Origin of the sequence: Streptomyces sp. NRRL F-5650, assembly GCF_000721365.1 — a bacterium.
Classification (GTDB): Bacteria; Actinomycetota; Actinomycetes; order Streptomycetales; family Streptomycetaceae; genus Streptomyces; species Streptomyces ardesiacus.
The window spans coordinates 106,486-123,565 of sequence record NZ_JOGV01000033.1 but is presented as its reverse complement, the minus strand read 5'-3'; the positions used below and the strand labels follow the sequence as shown (position 1 = coordinate 123,565).

General features: G+C 71.4%; 21 protein-coding genes. All 21 read right to left on the bottom strand.

Going from position 1 to position 17,080, the window contains the following annotated elements:
- Window positions 1-57 precede the first annotated feature (57 nt).
- The 21 genes from IG88_RS0126175 to IG88_RS0126075 all read right to left on the bottom strand — a co-directional run bounded on the left by IG88_RS0126175 (window position 58) and on the right by IG88_RS0126075 (window position 16,982).
- Window positions 58-960, bottom strand: coding sequence for a hypothetical protein (locus IG88_RS0126175; protein WP_051852059.1), 903 nt, complete (start codon window positions 958-960; stop codon window positions 58-60).
- Entirely contained in the window at window positions 957-1,316 is a 360-nt protein-coding gene (locus IG88_RS0126170) for a hypothetical protein (RefSeq protein ID WP_078861620.1), read from the bottom strand. Before IG88_RS0126170 ends, IG88_RS0126175 begins: the two co-directional genes overlap by 4 nt.
- Window positions 1,317-1,495: 179 nt before the next feature.
- Window positions 1,496-1,993 (bottom strand): hypothetical protein, encoded by a 498-nt coding sequence (locus IG88_RS0126165; protein ID WP_199807499.1) that lies wholly within the window; start codon window positions 1,991-1,993, stop codon window positions 1,496-1,498.
- Window positions 1,994-2,023: 30 nt separating this feature from the next.
- Window positions 2,024-3,265 (bottom strand): MFS transporter, encoded by a 1,242-nt coding sequence (locus tag IG88_RS0126160; RefSeq protein WP_037836671.1) that lies wholly within the window; start codon window positions 3,263-3,265, stop codon window positions 2,024-2,026.
- A gap of 39 nt (window positions 3,266-3,304) precedes the next feature.
- Window positions 3,305-4,402, bottom strand: coding sequence for a hypothetical protein (locus IG88_RS0126155; RefSeq protein ID WP_051852058.1), 1,098 nt, complete (start codon window positions 4,400-4,402; stop codon window positions 3,305-3,307).
- A 119-nt stretch (window positions 4,403-4,521) separates the two neighbouring features.
- Complete coding sequence (locus IG88_RS0126150; RefSeq protein ID WP_031045984.1) at window positions 4,522-5,538, bottom strand: hypothetical protein; 1,017 nt, start codon at window positions 5,536-5,538, stop codon at window positions 4,522-4,524.
- A 21-nt stretch (window positions 5,539-5,559) separates the two neighbouring features.
- Window positions 5,560-5,910: a hypothetical protein gene (locus IG88_RS0126145; RefSeq protein WP_031045980.1), complete on the bottom strand. Its 351-nt coding sequence runs from the start codon at window positions 5,908-5,910 to the stop codon at window positions 5,560-5,562.
- Between the two features lie 472 nt (window positions 5,911-6,382).
- On the bottom strand, window positions 6,383-7,552 hold the full coding sequence (locus tag IG88_RS0126135; protein ID WP_031045977.1) for a hypothetical protein: 1,170 nt from the start codon (window positions 7,550-7,552) through the stop codon (window positions 6,383-6,385).
- Window positions 7,553-7,564: 12 nt separating this feature from the next.
- Window positions 7,565-8,104 carry a hypothetical protein gene (locus tag IG88_RS0126130; protein ID WP_031045974.1) on the bottom strand — a complete coding sequence of 180 codons (540 nt, stop codon included), beginning with the start codon at window positions 8,102-8,104 and terminating at the stop codon, window positions 7,565-7,567.
- On the bottom strand, window positions 8,104-8,847 hold the full coding sequence (locus tag IG88_RS0126125; RefSeq protein WP_324609014.1) for a glycosyltransferase: 744 nt from the start codon (window positions 8,845-8,847) through the stop codon (window positions 8,104-8,106). Before IG88_RS0126125 ends, IG88_RS0126130 begins: the two co-directional genes overlap by 1 nt.
- Before the next feature lie 65 nt (window positions 8,848-8,912).
- Window positions 8,913-9,488 (bottom strand): hypothetical protein, encoded by a 576-nt coding sequence (locus IG88_RS0126120; protein WP_031045965.1) that lies wholly within the window; start codon window positions 9,486-9,488, stop codon window positions 8,913-8,915.
- Between the two features lie 24 nt (window positions 9,489-9,512).
- A complete protein-coding gene (locus IG88_RS41655) occupies window positions 9,513-10,103 on the bottom strand; it encodes a hypothetical protein (RefSeq protein WP_234332302.1) in 591 nt (196 codons plus the stop codon).
- 21 nt (window positions 10,104-10,124) lie between these two features.
- The gene (locus tag IG88_RS0126115; protein ID WP_234332301.1) at window positions 10,125-10,667 is read right to left on the bottom strand and encodes a hypothetical protein; all 543 of its coding nucleotides are present in this window, start codon (window positions 10,665-10,667) and stop codon (window positions 10,125-10,127) included.
- A 36-nt stretch (window positions 10,668-10,703) separates the two neighbouring features.
- Window positions 10,704-11,744, bottom strand: a complete 1,041-nt coding sequence (locus IG88_RS0126110; protein ID WP_234332300.1) for a hypothetical protein — start codon at window positions 11,742-11,744, stop codon at window positions 10,704-10,706.
- A gap of 329 nt (window positions 11,745-12,073) precedes the next feature.
- A complete protein-coding gene (locus IG88_RS42820) occupies window positions 12,074-12,517 on the bottom strand; it encodes a hypothetical protein (protein ID WP_234332298.1) in 444 nt (147 codons plus the stop codon).
- A 51-nt stretch (window positions 12,518-12,568) separates the two neighbouring features.
- Window positions 12,569-13,348, bottom strand: coding sequence for a hypothetical protein (locus tag IG88_RS0126100; RefSeq protein ID WP_051852056.1), 780 nt, complete (start codon window positions 13,346-13,348; stop codon window positions 12,569-12,571).
- A gap of 26 nt (window positions 13,349-13,374) precedes the next feature.
- Complete coding sequence (locus IG88_RS41645) at window positions 13,375-13,788, bottom strand: hypothetical protein (RefSeq protein ID WP_063760642.1); 414 nt, start codon at window positions 13,786-13,788, stop codon at window positions 13,375-13,377.
- 104 nt (window positions 13,789-13,892) lie between these two features.
- Entirely contained in the window at window positions 13,893-15,407 is a 1,515-nt protein-coding gene (locus IG88_RS0126090) for an ATP-binding protein (RefSeq protein ID WP_031045949.1), read from the bottom strand.
- A 43-nt stretch (window positions 15,408-15,450) separates the two neighbouring features.
- Window positions 15,451-15,993, bottom strand: coding sequence for a hypothetical protein (locus IG88_RS0126085; RefSeq protein ID WP_031045946.1), 543 nt, complete (start codon window positions 15,991-15,993; stop codon window positions 15,451-15,453).
- Window positions 15,994-16,017: 24 nt separating this feature from the next.
- Complete coding sequence (locus IG88_RS0126080; RefSeq protein ID WP_031045943.1) at window positions 16,018-16,494, bottom strand: DUF6238 family protein; 477 nt, start codon at window positions 16,492-16,494, stop codon at window positions 16,018-16,020.
- Complete coding sequence (locus tag IG88_RS0126075) at window positions 16,491-16,982, bottom strand: hypothetical protein (RefSeq protein WP_031045941.1); 492 nt, start codon at window positions 16,980-16,982, stop codon at window positions 16,491-16,493. Before IG88_RS0126075 ends, IG88_RS0126080 begins: the two co-directional genes overlap by 4 nt.
- Window positions 16,983-17,080 lie beyond the last annotated feature (98 nt).

The window sequence follows — 17,080 nt, the reverse complement described above, 5'->3', positions numbered from 1 at the left end:
GCCGCCGTCCGGCGGGAGCCGGGAGAGCGGGCGGCGGGCAGGGTTTTTCTTCGGTGTTCAGCGGGTGCGGCGGGCGGGCGTCGCGCCAGGGGCGGCGGGCGGACGGGTGGCGTGGGCGGCGCGCTGGCTGGCTCCGGGCAGGTCCGCTGCGGTGGCTTCGAGGTCCTGCTGAATCCCGTAGAGACGGCGGGCGATCAGCTCCAGGCGGTGCGCCGCGTCGGGCCCGTAGGAGTGGGGTAGCTCCTCCAGCCGGTGGGCGGCCTGCTCGACCAGACCTCGCACCGAGGTGATCGGCCCGTTGTTCTCGTCGGCGAGCTGGCACATCAGCGTGGCGAGCTGCGCGGCCACCGCAAGAGGGGACTGATCCGCCACCGTTCTTGGCAGCACGGGGCGTTGGGCCGGCAGATCCGCGGTCAGCGGGCGCCCGCCTTGGGGCTGGGCGGGCACGAGACCCAAGTCGGCCTCGATGCGCCGGCACTCTTCCATGAGCGCCCGGGCGAGTGGGTAAGGCTGCCGGGCCCAGGCGCCGTCGTCGCGGATGAGGTTGGCGATCACATCGAGTCGGCCGGGCCGGGCCTGCAGGGCGACCCACCGGCAGGCGTGCTCGTCCCCGGCGGGTGCGAGGCCGGCAACGCGGGTCAGCCGCTGTGCGATCTCCGCCCACTCCGGCCGGTGCAGTTCCCGGTCGGCGGGGTGCAGCCGGACCGACATGTGGAAGATCTCGGGGCCGTTGGCGTTCGGCCCGGCAGCGTAGGGGTGGAGGCTCTGCGGCGCCATGAGGTACTCCTCCCAGTCGGCGAACATCCACTCCTGCGGGCCGCCCTCGGCGACGCTGGCGTCGAGCGGCGCGCTGGCCACCACGAGATCACCCAAAACGTCCTGTTCGGCGATCGGACGGTCCAGGGCTGCGGAGAGCGGGATGGAGGGGAAGAACTCTGCCGCGCGGATGTGCGCGATCACCGGCCGCCCCGGGCGTCTGCGATGTGCACGAGCTGGTTCAGCGCGGTGGTGGAGTACCAGCCGCAGTCGATCACGGTGCCCGCGTCGGCGAACTTCGGGATCAGGTAGTCCTCAAGGGCGCGCAGGTAGATCAGGCAGTCGGGGCATCGCCGCGAGAGGTGGACCAGGTAGCGGGGGTGGGCGGTGATGAAGGTCTGCTGGCCGCCGTTGGGGTCGCGCAGCCGCCACCCGTCCTCGTCGGTGGGCGTGTGCCAGGACGGGGTCACCACCGTCATGGCATCCCCCCACAGCTCCCCGCCGGCCACGCCCTTGAGGATGACGACCTGGTCGCCCAGCGCGAAGTGGCCGTGGGTCATGTCCCTGTCGGGCGTGAGGATGTCGGTGGGAACGTATGGCGGGCGGGCGGCTTGGGGCACAACGGGGTCCTTCCACGAACGGCACGGGGTGGCGGTGGAAGGACAATGGTCCGGACGATCCCCGGTTTCGCTAACCGGGGATCGTCGGGTATAAGGCATCCCGCACCCGCCCGGCCGTACTAGCGGAAGGGGTTCTCCGTGCCGCGGTCGGCCTCGGTGGCGGCGTCGAGAAGCTCGGGAAGGTCAGTTGCTTCGGCGTCCCGCTGGTCGATCCACCACCCGGCCCGGGTGATCGTGCGGATCTTCTCTTCGAGCGCGGCCCAGTCCGCCTCGTCCCAGGTGCCTTCGGTGACCAGCGCGGTGTAGGAGGCCGTGACCAGCTGGTGGCGGGAGCGCTCGCCCCAGTCCAGAGCCTTTTGGGGGCCTTCGAGCGGCGGCATCTCGAACTGGGCGGCCCAGTCGGCGGCGGCCTGCTGCTCGGCGGCACGCTTGGCGGCGAGCCACTCCTCCTTGCTGGCGCTGTCGTTGTCGCGGGCGGCCTTCCAGCAGTCGGTGCAGTCCTTGGTGGCGAGCCAGCGGGCGAAGGAGGCCCGCTTGTCGGCGGGCCGGTCGGACAGATCGTGCGTCACGGTGTGTCCACAGGTGTGGACAACTTCGAAGGATGTGCGGACAGCCATAGGTGAATTTCCTTGCAGCGTAGGGGGTGTTTAGCGAGCGGCGTGAGCCGGTGTGCGGCGGTGCCGGCCCCGGCGGCGGGCGGTGGCGCCGGGGACGGCGAGGTGGCGGCGGGCGGCGAGCAGGACGGTGAAGGTGAGCACCGCGCCGGCAGCGGGAAGGGCCGCGCTGGTCGGAGGGCGCTCGGCGAGCGCGCCGGACAGGGCGGTCCCGGCGGCCTGGCCGGTGCCGACCGCGGCGATGAGCCAGGCGTATGCCTCCGTCGTGGTGCCGGCCGGAGCGAGGGCATCCACAGTCAGAAATGCGGAGGTGATCACGGAGGTGAGCAGCAGACCGGGTACGGCGGTCAGCGTGATCGCGGAGATGGGACCGTCGACCGCCATCAGCGGGAGCCAGCCGACGGCGAACAGCAGTGCCGCCGAGAGGAGTTGCCCGGTGGGCGTGCCCGGCCAGGTGCGCCACCCGTACAGGAAGCCGCCGACGACACTGCCGGTGGATAGCGCGGCTGGGATCAGCCCGGACAGCAGGTCCATTCCGCGGTCGTCAGCGAGGGCGACGGCACAGACGTTCATCGCTCCCAGGGCGAAGCCGACGCCGCTCACCGCGACGAACAGCCACCGCAGCCCCGGGTGGGCGAGGGGGCCGAGTGCCCCGGTGGGCTGAGCCGCGGGGGCGGGGCGCCAGTGGCGGGAGGGTGCGGCGCTCAGTACCACGATTGCGCCGATCAGGCCGAGCGCGGCGGTCACCTCCATCGCGGTGCGCGGTCCCGTCGTCGTGGATAGCACGGCGACCAGCGGGGGCCTGGTGACGTAGATCAGCCCTTGGGTGCCGGTGTCGAGCGCGAGTGCGGCCCGGTGCCGTGCCTCGTCGGGCAGGACCACGGGCCACAAGGCCCGCAGCCCGGCCTCAAGGGGCGGCGTGCTCAGCCCCGCGAGCGCGACGAGGCCGGCGGCCGGGCCGACGTGGGTGGCGACGTCGACCGCGGATAGGGCCAGCAGACAGACCGTGGCGAGCAGGACCGCCGTGGCGGTGACCAGGGTCTGTCCGCGCCGGTCGACCATCCGGCCCAGGACCGGTTGCCCGACGGCGGAGGCCAGTCCGTACAGCGCGCACAGCATGCCACCCGTCTTCAGCGATCCGCCCTGGTCGGCGACGAGGAGGAGGATCGCGACGGGCGCCATGCCGCCTGGCAGGCGGCCGATCAGCGTGCCGAGCAGCAAGCGGGCAACGTGCCGTTGCGCGAGCAGCGGGCCGGAGCCGGTGGTGGAGGTCAACGCGTGCTTTCTGGGGTGAGGCACCCCAGTGCGGGGGTGCTAGCGGCGGCGGGCGGAGCCGGGGGCGTGGGGCGAGGCCGGCCCGGCCGGCAGTGTGGTGGTCAGTGCCCGGGGCGCGGGAGAGGTGTGGAATATGGGGCGCGGTGTGCGGTGCGGGGGCAGCACGCCCACGCCGAGGTCCTGGGCGGCGGACTCGAGTTCCTTTCGCAGTACGTCCAGCTGTTTGGCGAGGACCGAGAGCCGGGCGGCGGTGCGCTGGCCCTGCTTCGTCTCCAGGGCGTCGGCGAACTTTGCCGCGCGGCCGATGAGTTCGGCCAGGCGGGGCAGTGGGGCGCGGGTGAAGCCGGAGTCCTCCGTCGCGTCCAGCAGGGCCATGTAAACGTCACCGGTGTGTCGCGCCTCGTCGACCTGCCGGATCAGCTCGGCGACGGGGGCTTCAGGTTCGGGGGGTCGGTGTTCGAAGGAGCGGGCGTCTGGGTGCAGGACGCCCGCGGGAACCGGGGGCGGGGACGCGCGTTGGGCCTCGTCCTCGGTGTCGTAGCGGCCGAGCACCCGCATCTGCTCGCTGCCGAGTTCACCAGCCAGCACGACCACGGCCGAATCATCGCGCTCGACGAGATGGGCCAGGGTGATCAGCTCGTTGTCGGCGCTGTACCAGGCTTCGGTAGCGTCCAAGTCGCCCCGACGCCAGGCGGCGTGCGCACGGTCCGTCCACAGATGCTGCTCCTCACGCGGCAGCGGCGGCCCCATGGGACGGTGCTGTTCGGCGAGGTCGCTGATGATGAAGGAGCGCTCGGCCCACGCCAGGACATAGGGCCACAGCTGGAGGTCGCGGACGACGGAAGCATCCGGTTCCGGCTGGCTGTCCGGGGTGGACTGGATGCGCTGGATCTCGACCGTGGCGTGCGCCAGATCGTCGATCAGCAGCCGCCAGGCGGCGTGGTGCCGGGTCGGCGGCATGGCGTCCACCGCGCTGCGCGCGGCGGCCAGCAGCTTGTCGGCGTGCGGCGATACGTGGCGCTCGAACGCCTCAGCGCCGGCCCTGCGCGTAGCGCGCGCTATGCCCGCATCGGCGGGATGCGCCGGGTCGATGCCCGGCGAGCGGGGGCGGACGCTCTCGAAGCGCGCATGGATCACAGCGAACTGCGTGCGGAACGTACGGAGTCCTTCGATGGCGGTGTCGAGGTCATCGGCGGCGGTGTCGGTGATGGGGTGCTCCGGAACGGGGGTGGCGGTGGCATGGCTGCGTTCGGGGTTCAGCGGCGCGGAGCGGAGGCGGGGGTGATGGCCGCTGGCGGGGGTGGCACGGCTGTGGGCAGCACCTTGGGGCCTGCCGGGGTGACGGGCGGGGGTGTGGCGGCGCGGGCCATCTCGATCAGTGCCTCGCCGTCGATGCGCCACACCGCCTCCGCGTCGGCGAGCGCCTTGGAATCCGGGTCGTCCGGTGCGTCGAGAGCAAGGCCGTCTTCCATGCGGTCGAGGAAGACAGCCTGTTCGGCCGAGAGCGACTGGCCCTTGCGCAGGGTGGCGATGAACGCGCTGGCGTGAGTGCGGAACCGGTGCAGCGCCGCCTGCGACTCCGTGATGGGATACGTCCCGGGCTCGTGCGCCTCCTGCGCCCAGCGCAGGTCCTCCTCCACTTCGTGCAGCCGCGAGAGATGCACGGCCCGCTCGTAGTCGGGCAGCAGGCGAGACCCAATGAACCGGGCGGCGATGTGAGCCTCGGAGGCGATCACGCTGCGCGGGGCCGGGGCTGTCGCATGGAGGTGATCAGGGCTCGGCGTCAGGGCGCCGACCATGTACGAGCCGTCCGAGGGGCGCTCGATCAGCAGCAGTTCGGTGCCGCCGCCGTCGCGGAGGATCGCTGCGAAGCCCAGCGGCTTGGTGTCCAGAAGTGTGTGGAGGCTCCCGGTCTCCCACAAGTAATCCCGCAGGTAGTGCTGGTCCTGCGGCTCGCGCAGGCCCAGGACGTCTGCTCGCCAGTGGCCGGGCAGCGCCGTCACGATCGCCTCGGCGATGTCGCCGAGGTAGGGACGGGGGTGGGTGGCGACGCTCACCTGGCAGTCGCGGGCGGCTTGGTGGAGATGCGTGAGCGCTTGGCGCGCCCTGGCCTGGTCATCCAGGAGCAGGGTGTGGATCTGGTCGTGGTTCTGGGTGAAGCCGGCCAGGTCCAGGGCGGTCTCAGCCCACCTGCGGCCGGTCCCGCTCGGCAGAGCGATGATCTTGTCGTTGCCGCTGAGGTACAGCGTGATACGGGCGGATGGGGTCGGCATGGTCCTGTGTGTCCTGAGAGGTCAGCGTCGGTGCCGCTGAGTGGAGTTGGGCGCGGGCTGCGGCGTCATCGCGGCCCCGGTGCGCGGTGGCCACCAGTTCACAGGGGCACGATGCCCGGCAGCGGGCAGCAGGTTCGGGTCGAGATCGACCTGGTAGCCCGCTGCGCTGAGCATCCGGGCGGCGTAGGTGGCCTTCTGGTTCTCGCGTTCCTGGCCGGTGTCGAAGTGCAACCGGATCCACACGCCGCGCAGGGTCGGGCGGAAGATGAACCCCGCACGGTCGAGGATCTGGGCGGCGAACTCATCCACCGGGCCCTCAACTTCGACCTCGCCGCCGCGCTTGCGGGCGATGCGGATGGGCTCGGTGCTCATGCTCACCGTCCCCGTCCCGGCCCGACGCCGTGGGTAGGTCCGGCGATGGGGACCGCGGCCGGTCGCGCCGCGGGCCGCGCCGGCGCGGTGGGCAGCGCGGGGGCGCGCTGCGGCGAGGTGGATGCGGCGGCCTGGGCGATGCGCTGGCGGCGCTCCAGCAGCCCGTTGTGCATGTGCGAGGGCGCCGGCGCGGGGGTGATTGCGGGGTCGAGCGAGTAATCGGCTTGTATCTGGAATCCGTGGCGGCGCAGATCCTGGACGGCCTGCCGCGTACGGCGCTGGCCGTCCTGTTCTGGCTGGGTGAGCCGGTACAGGCCCGGCAGGCCGGGGACGGACTCGAACTGCTCGCGGGTGAGGAACCACTCGGCCAGGTGCGGGGTGACCGCGGCGGTGGGGGCCGCGACGAAGCCGTGCTCGGGGTGGACGGCGAAGTGGAAGTGGTCGGACAGAGGGCGGATCCTTTCTGCGTAGGTCAGCGGTGCGCCGCCGAAGACCGCGGCACGGCGGGCAGTGCCGGGCGGGCGGTGAGCAGGCGCGGGCTCGGCGCCGCCAGCGCCACCGGTCCGCCGGGGACAGCGGCACGGGCCTGGCGCTCGAACGCCTCGCTTTCGGCGAGCCAGGTCTCGATCGCGGGCAGGGCGGCGAGACCGAAGCGGCTGCGGGCCTTCTTCCACCCGTCGACGGAGAACAACACGCCCCTGAGTTCTTGATCCTCGGCCCTTACTGCCTGGCTCTCGGCGAGCGCCGTGCGCAAGCGGTCCAGCGCGGCGGCGTCCTGGGCCCAGGGGGTCAGGGCCGGGCGGCACCGGCTGAGCAGGATGGGAGCGTGCTCGAGGACGTCACGGAAGGAGAGCCAGGCGTAGTCGGCGAACGTTGCCTCCATCTCGGGAATCATCCGGGCGTCGGCGAGCGGCACCCCGTCGCTGTAGCGGCCGGACTCCTTGATGGCCTGCAGGGTCTCGTGCTCGGCCCGGATGCGTTCCAGCGCGGCCAGGACCGTGTCGAGGCGGCGGTTGTACAGGGCCCGGCTGTAGGCCGGCAGGAACGTGGTGGTGACGGCGTGGGCGGCCAGACCCGGTTCGGCGGGCAGCACGATGCTGCGCGGTGCGTTCGCTTCCTCCCAGTTGTCGTCGAACTCCTCGGTGGCGAAGGCGCCCACGAGGTAGCCGCTGCTGTGCCCGGGGCGTTCGATCAGCAGCAGCTCGGTTCCCACCCCATTGCTGAGGACGACCGCGCCGGGAACGTGCTCGTGGATCAGGGCCTGGAGGAGGTCTCCGCTGTCCCACAGCGGGCCGATGAGGTCCTGTTGCACCACGGGGTTGTAGTAGAGCTCCAGCTGTGCGCTCCAGGCGCCCGGCAGCCGGGCGGCGAGGTTGTCGCCGAAGTCCGCGAGGTGGGGGCGGGAGCTGGTGGTGATGGTCGCGCCGTGTTCGTGGGCGCAGTGCACCAGGGCCCTGGCCGTCCGGCGCGCGGCCGGTCCGTCGGCCAGGGCAGTGGCGAACGCACCACTGGGGATCCGGTGGAATCCGGCTTCTTCCAAGGCGCGGACTGCTCGGCGGTGCTCGGCGCCGTAAGGGATGGCGACGAGCCCGTGGGCACGACTGGTGCTGAGGATGATCTGAGCGAGGGGTGTGGTCGGCATGGGTCCTGGTGGTCAACGCGGTGTCCGCGCCATGGGGGTGGTGAGCGGAGCGCGCCGGGCGGGTGGCGGTGCAGTCGGATGCGCGGCCGGTCGCGGGCGAGGAGCCGGGGCGCTGGTCTCGGCAGGGAGCGATGCGGCGGCGCCGGTGAGCCGGGCGCGGGCTTCGCCGCACTTCTCTGCCGCGATGATCCGCAGCGCCTTCGGGTCGTTACGCAGGTGCGAGGTCTCCACCCCGGCGACGGCTTGCCGGTAGAAACCGGTGGACACACAGTCCAGGGCTTCGGTGAGGTTGGCCAGGGCGCCGGCGACCGCAGTCATCGCCTCGGCGAGGCGCATGAGGGCGTGACGCTCGGGGAGGTGGACTGTCTCAGGCGCGGCGAAGCGTTCCTGCGCGCGCTCGCTGGCGTAGGTGAGGTGGTGACTGAGCAGGGCGATGTCGTCGGTCAGCCGTACCGGGTCCACGTCTGTGTGCGTGGCAGGCAGCTGCGCGGCGACCTCGTTCAGGCGCCGGGCGAGGTAGTGCAAGGTCGCCTGGGTGACACCGGGCGGCATCAGACCGCCAGCTCCAGCCCGTCGGCGCGCGAGCGGTGCAGAGCGGAGCGCAGCGCACGACCGTGGCGGAAAGCGAACTCCCTTGCAGGCCCCTCCAGTTCCAGGAAGGCCGCGCCGCCTGCCGTCATCTGAGACGGATGCTTTCGGTAGAAATACACAATATGTGGCAACAGCTCACCGGCTGCGAGGTTGGTGACGCCGTTGACCATGACGAAGTCCTCGCCTTGGGGCAGCCCACCGTGGCCACCGGCTGCCACGACGAGGTCGGTGCGGGCCAGGAGCATGGTCTGGCCGAGCGGGATCTGAGCGTCGGGGCTGGTCCAGTACCCGGTCACGTCGCCGGGCTGGTGCACGCCGGGCGGTGTGGGGCAGCGCCAGATCGTGGTGGTGCCGTCGGGGTGTAGGTCCGCGCTCCAGCCCGCGACCCAGCCCAGTCCGGTCTCGGTGATCCGGCGGTGGCGGACGGCGAGGCTGTCGTCGCTGAGCAGATCGTCGTCGTCGCTGTAGCAGACGAAGGGCGTGCGGACGGTGCGCAGGCCCAGATTGCGCGCGGCGGCGGCGCCGACTGGCCGCGGAAGTTCGACCACGCGGACACGGGGATCGGCGGCGATCGGCGCGGGCAGGAAGGCTCGGTCGGCGCCGTCGAGGACGAGGGCGGCCTCCCACGGCACAGTCTGCCGGGTCAGGCTGGCGTGCAGGTCGGTGAGGTAGCCCAGCCGTTCGGGCCGGAGCTGGGTGGCGATGACGACCGTGATCTCGGGGCGCGGGTGCGGGGACAGGAGGTTCTCCAGTGGCGAGGGATGCGAAATCAGCGACGGACAGCGGGCTTGGCGGCTGCCGGGGTGGTTTTCGTGGCGACGGCGAGGGCACGTTTGGTGCGCGGTGGCTGCGTGGCCGGCACCGGGTGTCCCGGGAGCCACAGGTAGGGGTGGTCGCTGAACCGGGTGAGCGGGTCGGTGTTCCAGTCGACGATCGGTCCGCGGTCGGCCGCGTACAGGCTGATCACCTCGATCCCTTCGGGATGCAAGATGTATCCCCAGGAGAGGGAGCTGGAGTTGGCCTCGGTGATGACCTCGCGCACGGGAGGGGAGCCGTCGGAGGTGACGAGGTTGTCCATCTCGCGGCTGGGCCACCTGTCTCCGCCGGTCAGCTTGCGGACCAGCGGCTTGGGGGCGCCGTCGAGGAGGTCGGTGCCCAGCTCCTCCCAGGCGATGGCCACCTGGTCGATGAGGTGGACGTTCATGGCCTCCACGTCGCGGGCGAACTTGTACTGATAGGCGGCCAGGAGCAGCGGGAGGCGACCGCTGGGATAGCCGTCGAAGTGGACGTATATGCCGCTGTAGCCGGTCTCCGTGGGGCGGGCGATACATGATCCGGTGGACAAGGGACCTCGAAGGGGCGGTGGTGGTCAGCGGAACGGGCGTGCCGGGTGTTGTGCGGGCCGGGCCAGCGCGGTGGCAGCTGCCGAAGCGGACGAAGAGGGGGAGGGCGGCATGGCGTTCGGCGGTCGAGTGGCCGGTACCGGCCGGTCGGAAGCCCACAGGACTTGGTGATCGCTGAAGCGAGTGCGCGGATCGGTGTCCCAGGGCACGACGGGACCGGTCTTTTCCCGGCGTAGGGGAATGACTTCGATGCCCAGGTGGGGATGGAGCACGTAGCCCCAGTCCAGGCCGCCGGCGACCGCGTCCGTGACACGGACGGGCGGAGCATCCGGGGTGCGGGCCTCGTCGTACTGCCGCCCCGGCAGCATCCGAGGGGAGGTGAGTTCGGCGCGCAGGGATGCCGGGACGCCGGCGAGGAGGTCAGCGCCGAGCGACGACCAGCCGATGGGTACCCGATCGATCAGGTACTCGGTCAGGGCGTCTATGTCTCCTGCGAAGCGGTGCTGGTAAGCGGCGAGGAGCAGTGGGAGACGGCCACTGGGGTAGCCGTCGTGATGGACGTATACGCCGCAGAAGCCGGTCCCGACGGGGCGTGCGATGACGGAGCGTGTGGACAAGTGGCCTCGAAGAAGTGCTGGTTACCGGCCGGCAGCCGGTCCGGTGGGAGGGGCGTTCGGCGGCGCCGGGGGGAGCGCGACCGTGCTGGTCGGGTCATTGCCCCGCGCCTTCGGTGCCGGCGCTGGGTCGTAGGCGGCACGCAGGAGGGCCAGGTCGGCTCGGTGCGCCAGGGCCAGCACGTCAAGGCTGCGACTGGCTGCTGTCATCAACATCTTGGGCGGGGACTGTGGCTCCGCTCCGCGGTTCTGGCCGCGCCATCGGGCCGCTGACAGAAGGTAGTCGCTGATCGCCTGGAGCACCGGTTCGGCAGCGTCCAGGAGGTGCTGGGTGACGGCGCTGGCCTGCGCCGGTGTCACGGCGGCGGCGAGTGCGTCGTGATACGGGGAGAGGTCCGGGCCCGGCAGTGGGGCGCCCGGCAGAGGGTGTTCGGCCAGGAAGGGCTCGGCATCTCGCTTCGCCCAGCGCAGCAGATCGCGGTCGCTGGCGATGCCGTAGCGGGCGGCGGCGATCTGATCGGAGTCGCGGCCGACGTTGTCGTACAGCTCGAAGTCGGGGTTAGGCAAGGGCTGTTCCAGGTGCGGTTGCGGTCGAGGGGCGCGCTATGCGCGGGGCAGGGACGCGGAGTTCACGGGCGGGCCGGAGGCGTCGGTGCGGGCGCAGGTGTAGGCCAGGAGCGTGGAGGGGGCGGCCTTCGCGGGGACCATGGCGGCGTCGTTGCAGACGAACGTGTACTGGATGGAACGCCGCGGGATGTCATGCAGCCAGGCCCGGTCGTCCTTGCCGGGATTGAGCTGCAGACCGGAACGGGCGACCGCGTCGGTCTGGGTGTGGGTGTGGGAGAAGAAGACCAGCGCACCACCGTCGGCGAGCTTGAGTGCGTACGCGTCGCGGTAGCGGTTGGCAGCACCGGCGAACGTGCTGGTGCCCTGGCTGCCGTACTGCTTGCCAGTCTCGTCGTGGACCTTGATCTGCTGATCACGAGCCTTGCTCGCGGCGAAGATCTTCTTCCCGGAGTTCTGGCCGCCGGTGGCGAAGTTGTCCAGGATGCCACTGCGCAGCAGGTCGGCGTCCGCGGCCAGCTCCTTGTTGTCGTTGGCCGGGACAGCGGTGGCGTATCCGTCGGCGTCCAGGGCGACCTTGGGAAGGTCCGTGCCGTAGAGGTCGGCGACGGAGACCATCTCCCACCGCTTGTGCTGCGGCTGTTCTGCGAAGACGGCGAGCCGGTTGGGGGCCTTGTCCTTGGTGCCGGAGAGTGCGGCGGCGAACCAGCGCGGCTGGCCGGGGCCGATCCGCGGGATGTACAGCTGGGCGTTCTGCGTGTCGTACGCCCAGGGCTTGTACGCCTTGCGCTCGGATGTGGTCAGACCCTCGGTCTCCTTGTACTCGGAGACCGACATGGCGTACAGCGGGCCGTCCTCGATGGTGTCGAGCAGGGCGCGATCACGGTCGGTATTGGCCCTGTTGTTGACCGTCGAGTACCGGTCGATCTCGGTGAGGGCCTGCTGCTTGGTCAGCGCGGGCGGCAGCCCCCGCTGCTTGTCGGCGCTGGCGGCCGGGGCGGGGTTCTTGGCCTCGGGGCTGTCGCTGTCACTGGTGCAGGCGGTCGCGGCCAGGGCCACGCAGGCAGTGGCGATAGCCAAGGGGAGGCGGTGGTGGGGGCGGCGGATGAGGTGCTCCTCAAGAGGGCGGCGGGTGGGTGATCCGCCTCTAGAGTCCGGGCAATCCCCGGTTTCGCTAACCGGGGATTGCCCGCTATGTTTCGCCTTCCCTTGTGCGGTGACGCGAGCGCGAAGCTGGCCCGAAGCGGGGCATTATGTCGTGTTTGTCCATGTCAGTGGAGGCTTCCAGAGGCGGTCGGTGACACGGGGGGTCGGCAGGCCGTCGGCGGCATGGTGGATGCGCTCGGCCAGAGCGCGCGGGTGCGCCACCTGATCCAGATCAGCGGCCGGCCGGGGCGGCTGTGATGTCTTCACCGGGTGCGACCAGGCGTGGGCAGCGCCGCCGGCGGCAGCCCGATGCTCGGGCCCGAGATGGTCGCCTTGGTGGTCTGGCGTGCGGGGGCGCGGGGCGCCAGGGCGCGCATCCGGTCGACGGCGACGTGCAGGTCTTCACCGAGACCGCGCAAGGTGGCCGCGGCGTCCTCCAGGTCATAGTGGAGGTCGAACCCGTCGTCGTGGTCGGCCTCCTTGGCCTTCTCAGCTGCTGCTTCGAAGAACTCGGCGAGTCTCTCCAACAGGCCGTCGGTCGGTTCCAGGACCTGGTCGGTGAGGGCCGCGGCGTGCTCGTAGGAGGTTGCGCCGTTGAGCTGGTCGGTGAGCGCGAGGACCAGACGCCCGTATACGTAGCGGCTATCCGGGTCGGTGGTGGTGGCGACGCCCGCCGTGGCGGGGATCACGGGCATGGCACGGGGCATGGACAGGTGGGATCTCCTAAAGGCGGGCGGGCAGCGATGTTCGGCGCGGCGCTAGCGGCGGTGGGCGGCGGACGTCGAGCCCGGCAGTGGGGCACGGGTGTTCAGTGCAGGCCGCGCGAGGGGAGGCGGCGGGCTGTGCCGGAGGTTGACGCCGATGCCGTGGGCAGCGAGCTGCTCTGCCACGGCCTGGATGCGCAGGGCCTGGCCGGCCTTGCCGTACGCGGCGGGCAGGAGGAAGGCACCTTGGTGCGGGTGGTACTGGAAGCCGTGGACGTAGAGCGGGGTGCGGGCTGCGGCGGGAACCGTCGCGTACGGTGTGCCGACGGCGCCGTCGGCGTACCGGGTGAGGGTGAGGGCCTGGTCGACCTCGGGCGGCGCGGGGCGCAGCGGAGGCTCGGGCTGGGCCTGCGCGTTGTGGCGTACGGCGGCCAGGGCGCGTTCGTAGCGGGGAAGGATGCGGCGGCTGACCGCGACGGCCGCACGCACCGGGTCGTTGCCGACCTTGATGCCGTTGGGCTCGTCCACGCCGGCGAAGTGGTGGGGTTTGACGCCTTCGCCTGGGGCGAGGGGGGCCACGAGGAACTGGTCGCGATGAAGGGGGCGGTCGATGACGCACAGTCGCTGACCGTCGGGTCCGGACAGCTGGGCGTCGTGACCGAGGACGAATGCGCTGAACGCCCAGCTGACGTGGCCGTTGTCCCAGACCTCGTCGTCGAGGGGGAACTGGTCACTGTACGCATCGTGCCGGCGGTACGTGCTGTGCCAGTCGCCTGGCAGGCGGGAGGCGAGGACGTCAGCGAAGCAGGCGAGGTCGGTGCGGGAGGCGGGCATGGGTTCCTGGGATGTGAGAGGCAGGGTCACCGGCGGAGCGGTACGCGGCCGGGAGGGGCGCTGGGTGCGGGCGGGTGAATGGGGGTTTGCCCTGCGCGGTGCGCCGGTTGTGCGGTGGTGTCATCGAGCGTTGTCACCTGCCGGTAGGCGTGGAGGACTTCCTTGAGGCGCTCGACGGCATCGGCGCGGCGCGCGGCCAGGATGTCGATCTGCGTGGCGCTGTTCTGCAGGACGCCAAGGGAGTTGATCTGTGACTTTCCGTTGGCGACGCGTGTCAGAGTGGAGGCCGCGCGCTGGGCGGCATCGGTGAGTTGCTCGTGCACGCGGTCCAGATGACGGGCGGCCACGGCCACGAGCCAGGCGACGACGCCCTCGGTGGAGTCGGTCTTGTGGAGCCGGGCGAGGTGCTGCGGCGAGGTGCCGAGGGCATCGATCACCATCTGGGAGCCGACGGCGGGAGGGGGAGCGGGGCTCTCGGCCTGTGCATCGGTGGGGCTGGGCTGTGAAGCGGCGGTCACGGGTTTCCGATCGGCTGTTCGATGGGCTAGTGCATGCGGGCATCCGTATCAAACAGTGACAATTCGTGTGGGTGGAGGAGGTGCTGGACGATGAAAGATCGCCCGGCGACCTTCCAGAGCCCTCTGCCGCGGTTGAGGTGGGCGATGGCGTCGCTCTCCACTGAGGTCAGCCCCAAGAGGGATGCGGCGGCGTGGAGTTGGTCGGTTTCCTGGCGGTAGATGATGCGGGTGGAGCAGTCGGCGAGCAGGCCCTCGGCCAGGGCGCGTCCGCGGGATCCGGCGTCGCCCGCGGTGAGCAGGTCGGAGAGCCGGTGGATCACCATCAGGTTGGCGATGCCCAGGCCGCGGGAGAGCTTCCACTGGGACTGCATGCGCTGGAGGAGGCCGGGGTGGCGCATCAGGCGCCAGGCTTCGTCGTAGACGATCCAGCGCCGGCCGCCGCCCGGGTCGGTGAGCGCGGATTCCATCCAGGCGGAGGCGCAGGTCATGGCGAGGACGAGGGCGGTGTCGTCGCCGGAGCCGCCGAGCCGTGACAGGTCGATGGTGAGCATCGGCGAGCTGGGGTCGAACGCCACGGTGGAGGGGGCGTCGAACATGCCGGCCAGGTCACCGTGCACCAGGCGGCGCATGGCGTGGGCCAGGTCACGGGAGGCATCGCCTAGGCGTCCGGACATCAGGCCGCCGGCGGCGTCGAGGTCGTCGGGGCTGTTGAGCATGGCGGCGATGTCCCCGAGCAGCGGGGTGCGTCCGGTGGCGGCGGCGCGGGTGACCACGGCGTCCAGGGCGACGTCGAGCCCGGTGTGCTCCATCGGCATCAGGTCCCGCCCGAGCACGGTGCGGGCCAGGGAACCGAGCAGCAGCAGGCGCCGTTTGCGGATCTCGCTTGCCCAGTCCGTCTCGGAGACCGACGGCGAGCGCGGGGCGGCGTCCAGGGGGTTGAGCTTGCCCGGCAGCCCCGGGCCGAGCGCGATGGAGGTGCCGCCGAGCGCGGCGGCCACCGGGGTCCACTCCCCCTTGGGGTCACAGGGCACGTACACGCGGTATCCGAAGGCCACGGACCGCAGGGCGAAGGACTTCGCCAGGGCGCTCTTGCCCTGGCCGATCACACCGGCCAACAGGACGTTCGGGTTGGTGAAGCCTTCGATTTTGCCGTACAGGGCGAACGGGTCGAAGCAGAAGCTCGCTTCGGCGTGGACGTCGCGGCCGATGTAGATGCCCTCGGCGCCGAGCCCGCCTTCGGCGAGGAAGGGGTAGGCGCCCGCGACGGTCGCGGTGGTCATGCGGTGCGCGGGCAGCTTCAGCTTGCCACCGCGGGCGGAGGCGGGGCCGGGGCGACCGCTGGGCGGGAAGAGGGGGCGAGGCATTTCCTGCTCGGCCACTTCGGTGTCGGCCGGGTGCAGGGCGGCTTCGGCGCGGGCCTTGGCTGCGGCCTCGGCGAGCTGGCGGCGGGCCGCCTTGCGGCTGGCGCGGTCGGTGCCGTGCGGGGTGAACAGAGGGGAGGCCGAGGCGCGGCGGGCGCGCCGGGCGGGCCGGTGGGTCATGGCGGAGCGGCTTTCAGGTGACGGCGGTCGGGGCGGCGGGCGATCACACGACCGGTGAGGCGGTGAACTGGTGGCGTCCGTATCCGTGGCCGTCGTTGTTCCAGTCCAGGTACAACTCGCCGTCGGTGAGCACGCGGGCCGGGCCGACCTTCGTCTTCATGACCGGCGTCGTGTAGTGGTTGTTGTAGTTGGCGTTGGAGTCGCTGTTCTCCAGCCGCGATTCGATGCCGTGGTAGTTGGCCGACTTCAGGACCGGGTCGGTGCCCGCGACGGACTTCTTCGCCTGCAGCTTGAAGTACGCGCCGTCGAAGATCGTGGAGTCGTCGGCCTGGGCGTATGCCGGACCGTCCCAGGAGAGGGAGGCGTAGCTGTAGAGGTAGTCGCCGGACTGCCGGGAGCACAGCTTGACGGTGAAGTCCCAGTTGTCGGCCCAGAAGCCGTCGTAGGCGGCGTCGTCGACGGACTTGGTGCTGGTCGTGCAGTGGTAGCCGGCGGCGGATGCCGGGGTGGCGGTGGCCAGCGCGGCGGTGCCGACGAGGGCGGCGAGGATGACGGCGGTGGAGGTGGAGCGCTTGAACTTGCGCATGCAGTGCCTTTCGAGGGCGGGGAGTTACTGGACGCAGGCGGTGGTGCGGCCGTGCCCGGGGCTGTTGAGGTCGGTGGGGGTAGTGGTGCGTCGGACGAGGTGGCCGGCGGTGAGGTGGCGCTGGCAGATCGTCAGCACTGGAGGGCCTTCCGGAAGCCGCTCGGGATGGCACTCCTCCTCGTCGGCAGCGGCTGCGTGGACGGCGGGCAGGAGATGGAAGGCGTCGTGCACGGCGGCCGTGGCCTGCCACAGCCGGGTTCCGGCGGTGGCCAGATGCCGGCCTGCCGCCGGGTGCGGTGGTCGCGTGGCCGCCTGGAGCTGGTCGAGGAGGCGGTGCAGGGCGATCAGGTGCGCGTGCAGCACGTCCAGGTGCGTGCGATCCGCGGGCGCCGGATCGGTGGCCGCTTCGGTGACGAGGGCGCGGGTGTGATGGCGGACGCCTGCGGTGGCAGCGCGCAGATAGGGGTGCGAGTCGGGCTCGCGGGGACGGATCTGGGTCAATGGGAGGTCCTTGCCGCCGGGGAGGCGGGAGTGGGGGCCAGGGGCGAGGCGGTCACTGGTACGGAGAGGCGGGTGCGCGAGGTTCGGGTGACGCCGGTCGCAGGCACCGCAGCGGCTTCTTGCTCGTCGCGCAGGTCCACGTATTCGCCGCGCGTCGGGAGGCCGGGATGGCTCTGCTCCGGTAGGTAGATGATGTCCGCGCCCTGGCCGTCAGGGGTCCCGGCGTCAGCCAGGTACCACTCGTGCCAGCTGGGAAGGCCGGCCAGGATGCGGGCGGCGTCATCGAGGTTCATGGCGGTGACGACGAAACTTCTTGGGGCGTCGCCGGCGTGCCGCTCATGACCGGCGAACGTCAGGGTGAAAGGGCGTGGCGCAGGCGGGCCGAGGAGATGGGCGAGGCGGTTCCGTACGGTGTCGAGGTGGTCACTGGCCTCGATCGCCGTGGTGATACGGGCGTCGTCGTATTCGCGCAGCTTCTCCTCGATCACCTCCCCTTCGGGGTCACGGTACTGGTCGAGGACGGCGCGGTGGCGGGCGACCAGCTCCTCGCAGGAGGTAAGCAGGGCCTGCAGTTCGCGGAGGAGAC

Bases quoted from the DNA above. Each gene is read 5' to 3' on its own strand.
- IG88_RS0126170 (WP_078861620.1), bottom strand. From the start codon at position 1,316: ATGACCCACGGCCACTTCGCGCTGGGCGACCAGGTCGTCATCCTCAAG.
- IG88_RS0126100 (WP_051852056.1), bottom strand. From the start codon at position 13,348: ATGCCCGCCTCCCGCACCGACCTCGCCTGCTTCGCTGACGTCCTCGCC.
- IG88_RS0126090 (WP_031045949.1), bottom strand. From the start codon at position 15,407: ATGACCCACCGGCCCGCCCGGCGCGCCCGCCGCGCCTCGGCCTCCCCT.
- IG88_RS0126085 (WP_031045946.1), bottom strand. From the start codon at position 15,993: ATGCGCAAGTTCAAGCGCTCCACCTCCACCGCCGTCATCCTCGCCGCC.
- IG88_RS0126150 (WP_031045984.1), bottom strand. From the start codon at position 5,538: ATGCCGACCCCATCCGCCCGTATCACGCTGTACCTCAGCGGCAACGAC.
- IG88_RS0126145 (WP_031045980.1), bottom strand. From the start codon at position 5,910: ATGAGCACCGAGCCCATCCGCATCGCCCGCAAGCGCGGCGGCGAGGTC.
- IG88_RS42820 (WP_234332298.1), bottom strand. From the start codon at position 12,517: ATGCCCCGTGCCATGCCCGTGATCCCCGCCACGGCGGGCGTCGCCACC.
- IG88_RS41645 (WP_063760642.1), bottom strand. From the start codon at position 13,788: ATGGTGATCGATGCCCTCGGCACCTCGCCGCAGCACCTCGCCCGGCTC.
- IG88_RS0126135 (WP_031045977.1), bottom strand. From the start codon at position 7,552: ATGCCGACCACACCCCTCGCTCAGATCATCCTCAGCACCAGTCGTGCC.
- IG88_RS0126130 (WP_031045974.1), bottom strand. From the start codon at position 8,104: ATGCCGCCCGGTGTCACCCAGGCGACCTTGCACTACCTCGCCCGGCGC.
- IG88_RS0126165 (WP_199807499.1), bottom strand. From the start codon at position 1,993: ATGGCTGTCCGCACATCCTTCGAAGTTGTCCACACCTGTGGACACACC.